The sequence below is a fragment of the Bosea sp. PAMC 26642 genome (assembly GCF_001562255.1).
Lineage (GTDB): Bacteria > Pseudomonadota > Alphaproteobacteria > Rhizobiales > Beijerinckiaceae > Allobosea.
On the sequence record NZ_CP014301.1, the window covers coordinates 3,216,882 to 3,231,461 of the forward strand.

Sequence of the window (14,580 nt, forward strand, 5' to 3'; positions counted from 1 at the left end):
TGCAATGTTCGACCTCGGACTTCTCGCCCAAGGCTTCGTCCATGTCTTCGAGCCGCGCATCTTCGGCTTCCTGATCCTGGGCACGGTGCTCGGCATCATCGTCGGGGCGATCCCGGGGCTGACGGCGACCATGGCGATCGCGCTGCTAATCCCCTTCACCTTCGCGATGACGCCGATCGCCGGGATCGTGATGCTGCTCGCGATCTATGCCAGCGGCATCTATGCCGGCGGCATCGCCTCGATCCTGATCCGCACGCCGGGTACGCCGGCCGCTGCGGCTACCCTGCTCGACGGCTATCCGATGGCGCAGAAGGGCGAAGCCGGCCGCGCCATCGGCATCGCCACGATCTCGTCAGGCATCGGCGGGTTGTTCTCGGCGCTGGCGCTGGCGATCTTCGCGCCGCTGCTGGCGTCCTTTGCGCTGCGCTTCTCGGCGCCGGAATATTTCGCGCTGGCGGTCTTCGGCCTCACCGTGACGATGACGCTGGCCGCCGACCAGCCGGTCAAGGGCCTCGCCAGCGTGCTGGTCGGTCTTTTCGTCGCGATGATCGGGCTCGATCCGATCGGCGGGTTTCCCCGCCTGACTTTCGGCTTCGGCGAGCTTTCGGGTGGCGTGAATTTCGTCGCGGTGATGATCGGGCTGTTCTCACTGTCGGAGGTGTTCCGGCAGATGGAGGGCATGCGCGATCTGCCGCCGACGCCGCCGGCGGTTCGCAACGTCCTGCCGAAGCTGCGCGAGATCCTTGGCTTCTGGAAGGTCTATGTCCGCTCCTGCCTGTTCGGCATCGTCGTCGGCGTGACGCCGGGCGTAGGCGCGGAAACCTCGAGCTTCCTGTCCTATGCCGAAACCAAGCGCTCCGATCCCGATCCCGACCGCTTCGGCAAGGGCGCGCCCGAGGGGGTCGCCGCGGCCCAAAGCGCCGAGAACGCGAGCACCGGCGGGGACCTGCTGCCGATGCTGACGCTCGGCGTGCCGGGCGATGCCGCCACCGCCGTGCTGATGGGTGCGCTGACGATCCACAACCTCCAGCCCGGCCCGCTGCTCTTCCAGGAACGGCCCGATCTGATCCACCAGATCTTCGCCGGCATGATCTGCGCGAATATCGCCTTCGTGGTCATCGGTCTCGCCGGAGCCCGCTTCTTTGCCCGCATCGTCCAGATCGACCGGCGTGTGCTGGTGCCGATCGTCTGTCTGCTCAGCCTGGTCGGCGCATATGCGATCGACAACAACCCCTTCGACATCTGGGTGACGCTCACCTTCGGCGTGATCGGCTGGCAGATGCAGCGCAACGGCTTTCCGGTTTCGCCGCTGGTGCTCGGCGTCATTCTCGGCGTGATGATGGAATCCAATCTGCGCCGCTCGCTCGTGATGGGGCAGGGCGATCTCGGGCTCTTCCTGTCGCGGCCGATCGCGCTTGGCATCCTGGCGGTGGCGGTGCTGGTCTTCTTTGCCTCGATCCGCCGGGCGCGGCGGACACGGATCGCGAAGGCCCAGCCCGCCTGAGACCAATGGCCCTTGAGACGACCCAGCCGGACGCGAAGGGGCCGCGCCGGTCGCTCTCCAAAGCCGCTATCTGAGACGTCAGATCACATCGGGCCGCAGCCGGCCCGCCAGGACCGCCAGACCCTCATATAAGTAGTAGCTGCCCCAGATCAGTTCGTGCCGCGTCGCCAGAGCGACATGGGGATTGTAGCAGCTCTCGATCAGCATGCCGGGTGGGCGGACCTCGCCGGCGCCGATGGGCGTCAGATAGCGGTTCGAGAGCGCCAGGATCTGGCGCTCGGCCGCGGCGTGATAGCGCTTGCCCTGCTCCTCGCGCAGATGCGGCGCCAGCTTGAGCAGGCCGGCGGCGGCGATCGCGCTTGCAGAGCTGTCGCGGAACGATCCGAGCGGCGCATCGAAATCCCACAGCACGCAATCATCCGCCGGCGCGTGGGCGAGCCACCAATCGGCGACGGCGCAGGCCGTGCTCAGGAAGAGCGGCTCCTCCGGATACCATTTCGCTGCCGCGGCAAAGGCGACGATCGCCCAGGCCTGGGCGCGGCCCCAGGTCGAGTCGTGCGAGAACCCCTTATGGGTGTAGCGCCGCACGAGATCGCCGCTGCGCGGGTCGAACTGCGCCGACTGGCACACCGAGCCGTCGTCGCGCACGCAGAATTCGCGATGCCGCAAGGCGTCCTCGCGTGCGATATGGCGCAATTCGCCGTCGCCCGTCACCTGCGCTGCCCAGGCCAGCAGCGGCAGGCTGCCGACGAGCCCGTCGATCGTGACGTGCTGCGGCCCCATGCTGTGCTCTTCCTCGGAATCGGAGCCGATCGGAATGATCCGGGCGCGCGGGTTATAGGAACGCGCTAGGGCGCGGGCGCCGAGCACCGCAATGCGCTCCGCCTCCCGGTCGCGCCCGAGGATCGCGCCCAGCGCCGCGCCGAAATAGAAGATGAAGGCGCGCGAGACCGTGTCGTCGCCGGCCCTCGTTTCCGTCTGCCGCAGCAGTGCCTTGCGCGTCGCCGAGGCTTCGACTGGAGCACCGGCCGCCTCGGCAATCCACAGCATCCCGGCCCAGTAGCAGCCGGTCCAGTCCCCTCGCGAGGTCGTCGTCCAGCGGCCGGTTTCCGGGTCGGCATAATGCGGCCAGCCGGTGCCGACCTCTGCAAGAGTGACGCGCATCCGGGCCTCGACCAGGGCGAACGCCTGCTCGGCCGAACGCGCTGCGGAACCGCCTGGCCGAGCTATATCGCTCGGCCAGGGTTCCCTCAGGAACGATGGCTGCGTCATCAGGCTTTGAGCAGCCCGACTTCCTTGAGGGCCGGAGCCATGTTCTGCTCCATGCTCTCGAGGAATTGCCTGAACTGCTCGCCTTCCATATTCGCTCGCGGCAAGGCGAGATTGTCCATCAGCTGGATGTAGTCCGGATCATTCGCCATCTTGCGGATGCCTTCCATCAGCACCGTCTGAATCTCTGGCGGGGTCCCCTTGGGCACGGCGATGCCGCGCCAGTCAAGGATCAGCCCGTCGACCGGATAGCCGGCCTCGGCGATCGTGGGAACCTCCTGGAAAGAGGGATGGCGCTGGTCGGCCGTGATCGCTAGATAGCGCATCTGCTTGGTCTTGTAGAATTGCAGCGCCTCGTCGGCGCCCGAGGCCAGCACCGTGATGTGGCCGCCCGCAACTGCGGTGCGCGCCGGCGCCGTGCCCTCGAACGGCACCAGCGTCCATTTGAAACCATATGTTTTGGCGATCAGCGCGGCGCTGAGATGGGGCGGCGCGCCGGCGCCCGAATTGCCGACCGTGACGACGCCGGGATTGGCCTTGGCGTATTCGATCAGATCCTTCAGCGTCTGGAACGGCGAGTCCGCCTTGACCGCCAGCACGCCTAGCGAACGGTTGAGCAGCGCCAGCGGCTCGAAATCGCGATAGGACAGCGGATTGACGCCGAGCAGCCGGTAGCTCGACAGGTGCAGCGTGATCAGCGAGAGCGTGTAGCCATCGGGTTTGGCCTGGGCGCCGGCCTGCATGCCGACGACGCCGTTGCCGCCTGTGCGGTTGACCACCGTGACAGAGGCGCCGAGATATTTCTGCGCGTTTTTCACCAATGTCCGCGCCAGCGTATCGGTACCGCCGCCCGGCGGCCAGGGCACAAGAAGAGTGATGTCGCGTTCGGGATAGCCCGCAGCGCGCGCAATGCCCGGCAAAGCGAGGGTTGCGCCCGCCGCCTGGATCAACCGTCTCCGCGTGATCGCCATGATGGTTCCCTCCCGAACCTGTCGCGCCCGTTTCCCGGGCTCTATTCCGTATTATAAGATTTGATCCCGTAATAATGTCAATCTGGGATCAAGCCTTTTCGGTGGCCGCTGTTTCGGACGACAGGCCGATCGAAGGCATATCGGCGGCAGGGTCGCGAGGGTGCGTCCGGCAGCGAAAGGCGGCCTTGCCGGTGAATTCCCGCATAAGACCGGCCGCTTGACGAATGCAGGCGGGACGCTGACAAACGAGTTCTGGAACGAGAACAGGCAAAGGCAACGCAAGCTCGTGCAAAAGGACGGACAGATGGTCGCTAGCCGCGGCGCCGACGACACGCTCAAGTCGCTCTCGAAGGTCGTCCGCATTCTCGACTGCTTCTCGACGACCAACCGCGCCCTCTCGCTGTCCGAGGTCTGCGAGCGCACCGGCTATCCGCGCAGCACCACGCACCGCTTGCTCGCCTCACTGAAGGAAGTCGGCTTTCTCGACCAGGACAAGCAGCGCGACCGTTACAGGCTCGGGATCAAGCTGTTCGAGCTTGGCAACACCGTCTTGTCGAGCATGGATCTGCATCGTGAGGCGCGGCCTTTCGTCGAGCAACTCGGTCGCCTGACGGGCCATCTCGTGCATCTGGCTGTATTCGACGGGCGTCAGGCCGTGGTGATCCACCGCTCCGACCCATCGGCCGACAGTCATGCGCCGATCACGCATATCGAAGCCGCGCCGGTCCATTGCACCAGCGTCGGCAAGGCGATCCTGGCCTTCCAACCGCAATCCGTGCTGGAACGGATCATCGAGGCGGGCCTGCGCCGTTTCACGACCACAACGATCTCCGACCCCGACGAATTGCGCCGCGAACTCGAGACGACGCGGCAGCGAGGCTACGCCATCGACAATGCCGAGCACCAGCCGGGCCTGCGCTGCATCGGCGCGCCGATCCGCGACCAGCACGGCCGCGTCATCGCCGGCATCAGCATCAGCGGGCCTGCTTTCCGCCTGCCCGACGCCCAGATCGACGCGCTCGCCGAGATGGTCGTCTACAACGCCAACGCCGTCTCAGCGCAGCTTTGACGACACCAGGTGCGATACGTCGCGCCGCGCATCCCCCTTCCTTCAGATTTCGCAAACGGACAAGCCAGCGTGGCCCTAGGCAGCTCCGGGTTGTGCTGTGGCCGTGTAGCGCGGGCGGCCGCCTGCGCGCCAGCCAGCGAACGCAATTTGCGCTTTCAATTCCGAAAAGCGGGATTATAGTCCGCAATAAGGCCTCGATAGCGAGGGCCGCAAAGCGGAGGAAGCCATGTCGCAGTCATCATCCACGCGTCGTCAGATTCTCGCCGGGGCAGCAATCGGCCTTGCCGCCTCGATCCTGCCCGCGCGCGGCCAGCAGAAACTGAGCCTGAAGCTCGGCCATCAATATCCGCTGGACCACCCTGTCACGATCGGCGCCGCCAAGGCTGCCGAACTGGTCAAGGAGAAGTCCGGTGGGCGCGTTGAGATCGTCATCTTTCCCGCCGGCCAGCTCGGCACCGGCAAGGAGCTCGACCAGCAGGTCTCCGATGGCGGGCTGGATTTCTCGATCGACGGCCCCGGCATCATCGGCAATTGGCACCGCCCGGTCTCGATTTTCGAGGCGCCGTTCCTGTGCGACGGCTTTGCCACGCTGGTGAAGATGATGGACAGCCCGTGGTCGCTGGCGCAGTTCAAGATGCTCGCCGAAAAGCAGAACATGCAGCGCGTCGGCAAGCCCTGGTATTATGGTGCGAGGCACTTCACCACGCGCGATCGCGCCCTGAAGACCGTTGCCGACGCCAGGGGACTGAAGCTGCGTGTGCCGGAGGTGCCGCTCTACCTCGACATGATCCGCGCCATCGCCGCCGTCCCGACGCCGATGGCGCTGGCCGAGGTTTATCTCAGCCTGCAGACCGGCGTGGTCGACGGCCAGGAGAACCCGCTGCCGACGATCAACTCGCAGAAATTCTTCGAGGTTCAGAAGTTCGTCAATCTGACGGCCCATATCGTGACGCCGCAGATCATCATCGCCGGCGCCAAGCGCTGGAATGCGATCCCTGAGGCCGACCGGGTCTTGATCGTCGATGCGCTCAATGCCGGGGGCGAGGTCAACGACAAGATCCTGATCGACCTCGAAACCAGTCTCGTCGGGGAGTTCAGGAGCAAGGGCGTCACCATCGTCGAGCCTGATCGCGCCTCGTTCCAGAACGCGATGAAGCCGGTCTACGAGAAGAACGAGACGATCTGGGGAAAGGGCGCCTTCGCCGAACTGCAGAAGCTCGGCTGAACCGACGCCATGAAGGACAAGCTCAGGAATTTCGAAACCGAGATAGCCGGCCTGCTGATGATGGCGATCCTCGTCGTGCTCTGCCTGCAAATCGTGACGCGCTACGTCTTCAACAGCCCGCTGGCCTGGACCGAGGAGGTGGCGCGCCACCTCTTCATCTGGCTGGTCTTCTTCGGGGCGAGCGGCGCGATCGCGAACCGCAGCCATGTCGTCGTCGACGTGCTGCTCAACGCCTTGCCTCGGCGCGCGAGAATCGCTGCCGCCGTCGGCTCGCATTTGCTGGTCCTGTTCTTCCTCGGCAACCTGTTTTACTGGGGCGCGCTCAGTGTCCAGCGGATGTGGGACATCCCGACGGCGACGCTCGAACTGCCGCAAGGGCTGGTATACGCCGTCTTCCCGATCACGGCGTTCTGCATGATCGCCCGCACGCTCGTAGCGCTCGTCGAGGATGCGCGCGGCACGGCCGATGATGCGCTCAGCGCGGCATCAATACGGAGCATCGACTGATGGCCTTCTACGTTGCCGGCTGGCTCGGCCTCCTGCTCGCGGGCATGCCGATCGCCTTTACGCTCGGCGTGATTGGCTATCTCTTCCTCTGGATCGAAGGCGGCTCGATGGTGAGCTCGCCACAACGCCTATTTGCGGGACTCGACTCGTTCCCGCTGCTGGCCGTGCCTGCCTTCGTGCTGGCCGGCGAACTTATGAACACCGGCGGAATCACGACTCGCATCTTCAAATTCTCGCGCGTCCTCGTGGGCCACATCTCTGGCGGCCTCGGCCATGTCAACGTCGTCGCCAACGTCATCATGTCGGGAATTTCAGGTTCGGCGCTGGCGGATGCTGCCGGAATCGGCACGTTGATCATCAAGGAGATGAAGAAGCAGGGCTTCGACGCGCCCTTTGCCGGCTCGCTCACGGCCGCCGCATGCATCCTGGGTCCGCTGATTCCGCCCTCGATCATCCTCGTGATCTATGCGGTTACGGCGAGCGCCTCAGCCGGGCGGCTGCTGATCGCCGGCACTGTGCCCGGCGTGCTCACGGCGATCGCCCTCATGATCTACGTCTACTTCATCTCCAAGAAGCGGGGCTATCCGCGCTACGAGCGCGCAACGAAGTCCGAGATCTGGATCGCCTTCAAGGAAGCTTGGCTCGCCATCCTCGCCCCCTTCGTCATCATGGGCGGTATCGTTGCGGGCATCTTCACGGCGACGGAATGCGCCGCCGTCGCCGCAGTCTACGCGTTGGTGCTGGGGCTGTTCATCTACAAGGAACTGTCCTGGAGCGACCTGCCGCGGATCTTCCGCGATTCGGCCATGACAACGGCCGTGATCGGCATGATCGTCGCCTGCGCAAACCTCACCACCTGGATCCTGACGCGCGAACAAGTGCCACAACATCTGGCGGATGCGCTGCTAAGCTTCTCCGACAAGCCCTGGGTCATCCTGCTGCTGATCAACATCCTGCTCCTCGTGCTCGGCTGCTTCATGGAGGGCATGGCGATCATGATCCTGACCGTGCCGGTGCTGCTGCCGGTGGTGCTGAAGCTCGGCATCGACCCGGTGCATTTCGGCGTGGTTATGGTGATGAACCTGATGATCGGGTTGCTGACGCCGCCCTTCGGCATGGCACTCTTCGTCGTGGCCCGCGTCGGCGACATTCCGTTCACGGATCTCGCCAAGGCGATCCTGCCATTCATTCCGCCACTCCTGATCGTACTCGCCATCATCACCTTCATTCCCGAGGTCGTGCTGTTCCTGCCGCGACTGTTCTACGGAAACTGATGACGGCAAACCCGTCGAGAAGAAGCCAACCGGCACGAAAAAAGGGCCGCAGCGGAAGCCGCGGCCCTTGCAGTTGGGGAACGCAGGTTCGCGCCCCGGGGGGAGTCCGTTTATCTCTCGCTGGCCTCCAGCGTCGGCTTGAACGCCTCGGTCGCCTTGCGCAGTTCGGTTGCCGGGTCGGCGCCCGAGATCATATTGGTGAGTGCCACCCCGAAGACGTCGCGGAATTCTGTCACCGGGATGATATTGGGCAGAGCCGGCCGGCCCAGCGGCGCCGAGGCCTGGATGCCCGAAACCCAGTCCTTCGAGGTCTTGACCTCGGCGAGCACCTTCGGGTCGCTGTAAATCGAGTCGCGCGCTCCGGCTCCGGCGCCATTCTGCAGGAAGCGGCCATGGTTCAGCTTGCTAGTGGCCCACTGCACGTAGAGATAGGCTGGCCCCTTCTTTGTGCTTGCTGCCGTCACGCCGATGCCGTCGCCGGTCAGGCCGACGGCCTGGGCACCCGGCCCCCTGGGCACCACGCCATAGCCGACCTTGCCGACGATACGCGATTTCGACGGATCCTCGAGAGGTGTGGCGAAGCCGCTGGAATCGGGCCACATCGCGGCCCCACCCTGCATGAAACTGGTCTGGCACTCGTTCCAGTTATAGCCGATCGTCCCGGGAGGCGCGCTGTTGCGGCAGAGATCGGCGAACATCTTCGCCGATTCGATCGCGGCCGGGCCGGCGGTGTTCAGTTCGCCGTTCGACTTGATCGCATCCTCGCCCCAACCCAGCATCAGCGCCGCCCAAACATAGGTGTTGGCGTTCTTGAGACCGCGCGCGACCCAGCCATATTGGCGCTTGCCCGGGTCGGTCAGTTTGGCGGCCGCCTGAACCATCTCCTCATAGGTCTTCGGGAAAGCGACGCCCTTCGCCTCGAACATCTCCTTGTTGTAGTAGATCAGCAGATAGTCGAGCGAGAGCGGCAGCGAGTCTACGCGGCCATCGGCCTGCGTGCCGAAGGCGAGCGCTCCGGCCGAAAAGTCCTTGAAGTCGAAATCCGCGGCGGTCAGCGAGGCGTCGGCCAGCATAGGCCGCAGGTCTTCGAGCCAGCGGCCCTTGCCGAATTGGCGCTTCTGGACGTGCCAGGATACCGTCGTGACGTCGAAGGAGGGCTTACCCGAGACGAACTCGATCAACTGCTTCTGGCGATGCTGCTGCTCGGGGATCAGCTCCATCTCGGCCTTGATGCCGGTCAGAGCTTCGAATTCGGGGGTGTACTTCGCCAGCAGATCGGCGCGCGGGTTCTTGACCAGCGAAACCGCGATGCTCTGGCCTGCGAATTTGCGCCAATCGAAGCCGGCCTGCGCCCAAGCCGCCCCGCCGGTCGGCATTATGGCGCCGGCAGCGAGCCCGCCCAGAAGTTCACGACGCGATGCGCCAGCCTTGTCTTTCGGATGATCCATTGTTGCCTCCCAAGGGCTGTGTTCAATCTCGGATTTTTGATTGAAGCTGCCACGGCGCAGTGCCATTTTCAAGGGATATAATCCCGTAAAACGGAATTCGATGTATATAGCCGATCCGTCTACGTGCCTAAGCCCAATAGGCCGAGCGCCACGCCAGAGAAGCGGAAACCCACTGCACGACAACATGATATCCCGTAATATGGAATATAAAACTGATTGACGGGATATTTTCGCCGTCCTACTTTCAAAGTCAGAGGTTGGAGATCATCAACCAGCCGAGACCAGCCGCGGGAGAGGCCCATGAGCGAAGCCAAGCAGACAACCAGCACAGCCGCCCTTTCCGGCATTATCCCGCCCCTGACGATGCCCTTCGACAAGCATGGCGAGATCGTCTATTCCGCCGTCAAGGAGCAGGTCGACTACGCCGTTGAGCAGGGCGTCAACGGCATCGTGGTCGGCGGCAGCACCGGCGAGGGCCATACGCTCGATCGCGACGAATTCGCCAAGGTCATGCAGGAGAGCCATGCCGCCATGGCGGGCCGCAAGCCGCTGCTGGTCGGGCTGATCGTCAACAGCACCCGTGAGGCGATCGCCCGCATGCGGATGCTCAAGGGGCTCGACATCGCCGCCCTGCAGATCACACCGGTACACTATCTGTTCAAGCCCGATGCCGAGCGCACGATCGAGCATTTCCGCGCGATCCATGAGGAAACCGGCATCCCGATCCTGATCTACAACGTCATTCCCTGGAACTATCTCAGCGTCGAGATGATGCTGAAGATCATGGACGAGGTGCCTGGCGTTGTCGGCATGAAGCAGAGTTCGGGCGACCTGAAATCGGTCTCCGACCTGCTCGGCGCGATCAAGCCCGGCAATGTCGTGTTGTCGGGCATCGACGCCTTGCTCTATCCGGCCTTTTCGCTGGGTGCTCATGGCGCGATCACGGCCCTGACGGCCGCTGTTCCCGGCGTCTGCGTCAAGCTGTTCGATCTGGTCAAGGCCGGCGACCACAAGTCCGCGCTGGAGTTGCACAAGCGCATCAATGTGCTCTGGAACGCCATGCCGCACGATTCGCTTCCGGCCTGCGTCAAATACGTGCAGAGCCGCCAGGGCATTGGCTTCTTTCAGCCGCGAGCGCCGATGCAGCCGGTGACGGACGCCCAGAAGGCGGTGATCGACAAGGCGCTCGCCAATCTCCCGATCACCCTGAAGCCGGCCGCCACGATCCGCAGCGTCGCCGCAGCCTGAACCGCGAACGATGACGGGGCGCGCGAACCGCGCGCCCCGCCAAAGCCGGCCGCAGAGCCGCAGTACAATCAAAAACGCTTCCGTTTGGGAGCGGTTAGGGTGGACACGATGCTCGGGCAGATCATCGCCAGCGGTCTGGCGATGGGGGCGATCTATGCCCTCGTCGCCCTCGGTTACGTGTTCGTCTGGAACACGATGAACCTGGTCAACTTTGCTGCCGGCGAATTCATCACCTTCGCCGCCTTTGTTTTCGTCGCCACGCTGGTCACGAAACTCGGCCTGTCCTTTCCACTCGCTCTCGTCGGCATCATCGTGCTGATGGCCCTGATGGGTGCGGCCTTCTCCCGGATCGTGTTCTCGCGGCTGCAACGGCAGCGAGCGCTGGTGGCGATCATCTCGACGGTCGGCTTCGGCATCTTTCTGAAGGAGATGGCTCATATCATCTACGGACCCGAGCCGCTGCTCTATGACGGCCCGCTGGGCATCGCCTCGTTCAGGCTCGCCGGCATCGTCGTCTCCTACCAGCAATTGCTGATCCTCGCGGTCGCGGTTGTCAGCATGACCGGGCAGTATCTCGTGCTGCGCTACACTATGATCGGCAAAGTGATGCGGGCGGTGGCGCTCGACCGCGATACCGCCGGGCTGATGGGCATTCCGGTCGAGCGCGTGCTCGCCGGCGCCTTCGCCTATTCGGCCGTGCTGGCGGCGCTGGCGGGCATCCTGCTCGCGCCCCTGTTTTTCGTCACCACCGAAATGGGCACGCTGGTCGGGCTCAAGGGCTTCGTCGCCATGATCATCGGCGGTTTCGGCAGCGTGCCCGGCGCCGTCATCGGCGCGCTGCTGCTGGGTCTCAGCGAAAACCTCGGCGCCTACCTGATCTCCTCGGCCTACAAGGATGCGATTGCCTTCGCCCTGCTGCTGGTGTTCCTGGCCTTCCTGCCGCAGGGCCTCGTGCCCGAGCGGCAGGCGGACCGGGCCTGAGGGCGCCGTGATGGGCGCGACCCTCCTGACCAGCGGCCGGACCAGGAAGCTGTCGCTGGCGGCCTTCCTCGCCATGCTCGTTCTGCCGCCGCTCATCGGCCTCAACAGTTATTACATCCAGGTGCTGAACCTCGCCTGGATCGCCGCGATCGCGGCGCTAGGCCTGAACATCGCGACCGGCATCACCGGCCAGATCGTGCTCGGCCAGGCTGCGATGATGGGGCTCGGCGCCTATTCCACCGCGCTTCTGATGCTCAAAGGCGGCCTGCCCTGGTGGCTCGCTTTGCCGCTCGGAATCGCTGGGACGGGCCTTGTAGGGGCAGCGCTCGGTCTGCTCAGCGTGCGCATCCGCGGCCACTACCTCGCCATCACGACGCTCGGACTGAACGAGATCTTCCGCCTCGTCGTGCTCAACGAGGAGTGGCTGACCGGCGGCGCCTTTGGCCTGCGCGCCATCCCCGTCATCGAACTGCCCGCGCTCGGAAAGACCACGCCGGAACAGCTCTATCTGCCACTGCTGCTCGTCACGCTCGCGATCTACGTCGTCACCTTGCGCCTGTTCGGAACGAGTCTGGGCCGCGACATGCGCGCCATCCGCGACGACGAACTGGCGGCGGAATCGATGGGCGTGAATTCGAAGCGCACGAAAGTCGCGGCTTTCGTGATCTGTGCCGTCTGGGGCGGATTGGCCGGCGGGCTCTACGCGCTCAGCATCGGCTTCATCTCGCCCAACAACTTCGTCGTTGTCGAGAGCATCAAGCTGCTCCTGATGGTGGTGATCGGCGGCCTCGGTTCGATCGGCGGCAGCTTTCTTGGAGCCCTCGTCGTCACCGTACTGCCGGAAGCGCTGCGCGACCTGCAACTGATCTATCTAGCCATGTTCGGTCTTTCGGTCGTCGTCGTCCTGCTGGTGGCGCCGCGCGGGCTCGGCGTTTTCGCCGACTGGGCGTTGGCGCCCTTCACGCCTGGCTGGCGCGAAGGGCCGGCCGAAAGTGTCGCGCAGACGAGCGGCCTGTCCCTTGCCCGCGGACCCGAGACCGCAGCCGCGTCGCAGCCGACCTCGCCCGCCGGGCCGCCTCTCGTCACGATCGAGGAGGCGACGCGCCATTTCGGCGGAGTGGCGGCGCTCGATGCCGTCTCCTTCGATGTCAAGGCCGGCGAAATCCTCGGGTTGATCGGGCCCAACGGCTCAGGCAAATCCACCATGATCAATGCCTGTTCCGGCATCGTGCGTCTGTCGCATGGCGCGATCGCGCTCGCCGGGCGCGACCTCACCGGCCTGCCGGCCTGGGACGTCCATGCCGCCGGCGTCTCGCGCATCTTCCAGAACGTTCGGATCTGGGGCTCGATGACGGTGGTCGAGAACGTCATGCTGGCGCATCAGGCGTCGCGCTCCTGCGGGCTCGCCGAGGCGGTCGTCGGCGGTCCAGGCCTGCGCGCCAAGGAGACGCGTGCGCGCCAGGCCGCGCTCGCCGCGCTCGACCTGATCGGCGTCGGGGCTCTGGCCGAGCGCAGGGCGAGCGAGCTCTCCTTCGGCCAGAGCCGGTTGGTCGAGATCGCACGCGCCATTGTCAGCAAGCCAAAGCTCCTGCTGCTCGACGAGCCGGCGGCGGGCCTGCGCGGCGGCCTCGTCATGGACCTCGGCGATATCCTGATGCGGCTGCGCGACCAGGGCATGACCATCCTCGTCGTCGAGCACCGGGTAAAGCTGATCATGGGCATGTGCGACCGGGTCGTTGTGCTCAATCTTGGCGAGAAGATCGCTGAAGGCGCGCCTGCCGAGGTGGCGCGCGATCCGCGCGTCATCGACGCCTATCTCGGCAGCAAGGTCGCCCGCCGGGCCAGGCCCGCGCCTCGCCACGACGACAGCCCCATCCAGAACGACAGATCGCCCGAACGATCCGCGACATGACCAGCCACCACCACGGGAGGGACAAATGAACAAGAACCAAGCCGCCATCCGCCTCATCGCCATCGCCGCGCTCGCTGCCGCGGCGCTGCCTTTGTCATGGACGAGCCAGGCGCAGGCGCAGACCGTGATCGGGGCCGCCGCGCCGCTGACCGGCCCGCGCGCCTTGCTCGGCCGCAACTACAAGCAGGGCGTCGAACTGGCGCTGGAGGAGATCAACGCCGCTGGTGGCGTGCTCGGAAAGCCGTTGCAGATTACCTTCGAGGACGACCAGGGCGACAATCCCAACGCCGCGCTCAACGCCGTGACCAAGCTGATGCAGGTGAGCAAGGCGCCCGTGATCCTCGGCCCGCATTTCTCGGTGGCGCAGCTCGCCACCCAGAAGACGTACTGCACCGGGGCGACCGTCTCGATCACCGGCGCAACCGGCATCCCGGTCACGGCCAATGGCTGCAAATTCGTTGTCCGTATTCGCGGCAACGACAACATCCAGGCCCGCGCGCTGGTCGAATACGCGCGCAAGGAACTCAAGACCGACAAGATCGGCATCATCGCGATCAATGACGACATGGGTCGCGGCGGCCTCTCCCGCATCACCGCCGTGCTCGAGGCGGCCGGGCTGAAGCCGGTAGCGGTCGAGAGCCACAATGCCGGCGACAAGGATTTCTCGGCCCAGCTCGCCAAGCTGAAGAACGCTGGAGCGGCCCTCGTCCTGATGTGGACTCATGACAACGAGGCCGGCCTGATCGTCAGGCAGGCGCGCCAGCTCGGCCTCGAGATGAAGTTCGGAGGCAGCACCTCGGCCAGCGAGCCGACCTTCATCAAGCTCGCCGGCGCGGCATCGGAGGGTGTGGTCAGCGCGAATGATTTCGTCGCCTCGAATCCAGCCCCGCACGTCCAGGCATTCGTCAAGAAATACGAGGCCAAATATGGCTCGCTGCCCGAGATCTGGGCCGCGACCTACTACGACGCCGCCCACTACGCCGCTCGCGCCATCAACGCCGCCGGCTCGACCGACCCCCATAAGGTCCGCGCGGCCTTCGACAAGGTGAAATATGACGGTGTCCTGGCGACCTATGCCTGCCAGGAGAATGGCGACTGCAACCAGCAGATCAATATCGTCGAGGTCAAGGACGGCCAGCCGGTCGTGCGCTCGACGGTGAAGTTCTGAAAGG

Annotated in this window: 12 protein-coding genes; 9 read left to right on the forward strand and 3 right to left on the reverse strand. The window is 64.9% G+C overall.

Annotation, left to right across the window (positions count from 1 at the left end; genetic code table 11):
- Positions 1-4: 4 nt before the first annotated feature.
- Positions 5-1,504, forward strand: a complete 1,500-nt coding sequence (locus tag AXW83_RS15510) for a tripartite tricarboxylate transporter permease (RefSeq protein ID WP_066614976.1) — start codon at positions 5-7, stop codon at positions 1,502-1,504.
- A gap of 78 nt (positions 1,505-1,582) precedes the next feature.
- On the opposite strand, the gene AXW83_RS15515 is transcribed toward AXW83_RS15510, so the two are convergent.
- Both AXW83_RS15515 and AXW83_RS15520 read right to left on the reverse strand, forming a co-directional pair.
- Positions 1,583-2,668 carry a glycoside hydrolase family 88 protein gene (locus AXW83_RS15515; RefSeq protein ID WP_168166104.1) on the reverse strand — a complete coding sequence of 362 codons (1,086 nt, stop codon included), beginning with the start codon at positions 2,666-2,668 and terminating at the stop codon, positions 1,583-1,585.
- A 107-nt stretch (positions 2,669-2,775) separates the two neighbouring features.
- Complete coding sequence (locus tag AXW83_RS15520; protein ID WP_066614978.1) at positions 2,776-3,744, reverse strand: Bug family tripartite tricarboxylate transporter substrate binding protein; 969 nt, start codon at positions 3,742-3,744, stop codon at positions 2,776-2,778.
- Between the two features lie 304 nt (positions 3,745-4,048).
- Between AXW83_RS15520 and AXW83_RS15525 the strand changes: the two genes are divergently transcribed.
- The 4 genes from AXW83_RS15525 (at position 4,049) to AXW83_RS15540 (ending at position 7,819) form a co-directional block, all read left to right on the forward strand.
- Positions 4,049-4,813, forward strand: coding sequence for an IclR family transcriptional regulator (locus AXW83_RS15525; RefSeq protein ID WP_066620569.1), 765 nt, complete (start codon positions 4,049-4,051; stop codon positions 4,811-4,813).
- A 226-nt stretch (positions 4,814-5,039) separates the two neighbouring features.
- The gene (locus tag AXW83_RS15530; protein WP_066614979.1) at positions 5,040-6,038 is read left to right on the forward strand and encodes a sialic acid TRAP transporter substrate-binding protein SiaP; all 999 of its coding nucleotides are present in this window, start codon (positions 5,040-5,042) and stop codon (positions 6,036-6,038) included.
- A gap of 9 nt (positions 6,039-6,047) precedes the next feature.
- Positions 6,048-6,545 (forward strand): TRAP transporter small permease, encoded by a 498-nt coding sequence (locus tag AXW83_RS15535; RefSeq protein WP_066614980.1) that lies wholly within the window; start codon positions 6,048-6,050, stop codon positions 6,543-6,545.
- On the forward strand, positions 6,545-7,819 hold the full coding sequence (locus AXW83_RS15540) for a TRAP transporter large permease (RefSeq protein ID WP_066614981.1): 1,275 nt from the start codon (positions 6,545-6,547) through the stop codon (positions 7,817-7,819). Before AXW83_RS15535 ends, AXW83_RS15540 begins: the two co-directional genes overlap by 1 nt.
- A 110-nt stretch (positions 7,820-7,929) precedes the next feature.
- Here the strand turns inward: AXW83_RS15540 and AXW83_RS15545 are convergent, their stop codons facing one another.
- The gene (locus AXW83_RS15545) at positions 7,930-9,267 is read right to left on the reverse strand and encodes an extracellular solute-binding protein (protein ID WP_066614982.1); all 1,338 of its coding nucleotides are present in this window, start codon (positions 9,265-9,267) and stop codon (positions 7,930-7,932) included.
- 300 nt (positions 9,268-9,567) lie between these two features.
- Here AXW83_RS15545 and AXW83_RS15550 point away from each other — a divergent pair, with 300 nt between their 5' ends.
- The 4 genes from AXW83_RS15550 (at position 9,568) to AXW83_RS15565 (ending at position 14,576) form a co-directional block, all read left to right on the forward strand.
- On the forward strand, positions 9,568-10,515 hold the full coding sequence (locus AXW83_RS15550) for a dihydrodipicolinate synthase family protein (RefSeq protein ID WP_066614983.1): 948 nt from the start codon (positions 9,568-9,570) through the stop codon (positions 10,513-10,515).
- 108 nt (positions 10,516-10,623) lie between these two features.
- The gene (locus AXW83_RS15555; RefSeq protein WP_236841959.1) at positions 10,624-11,496 is read left to right on the forward strand and encodes a branched-chain amino acid ABC transporter permease; all 873 of its coding nucleotides are present in this window, start codon (positions 10,624-10,626) and stop codon (positions 11,494-11,496) included.
- A 10-nt stretch (positions 11,497-11,506) separates the two neighbouring features.
- A complete protein-coding gene (locus tag AXW83_RS15560; protein WP_066614985.1) occupies positions 11,507-13,408 on the forward strand; it encodes a branched-chain amino acid ABC transporter ATP-binding protein/permease in 1,902 nt (633 codons plus the stop codon).
- A 25-nt stretch (positions 13,409-13,433) separates the two neighbouring features.
- Complete coding sequence (locus AXW83_RS15565; protein WP_066614986.1) at positions 13,434-14,576, forward strand: ABC transporter substrate-binding protein; 1,143 nt, start codon at positions 13,434-13,436, stop codon at positions 14,574-14,576.
- Positions 14,577-14,580: the final 4 nt, after the last annotated feature.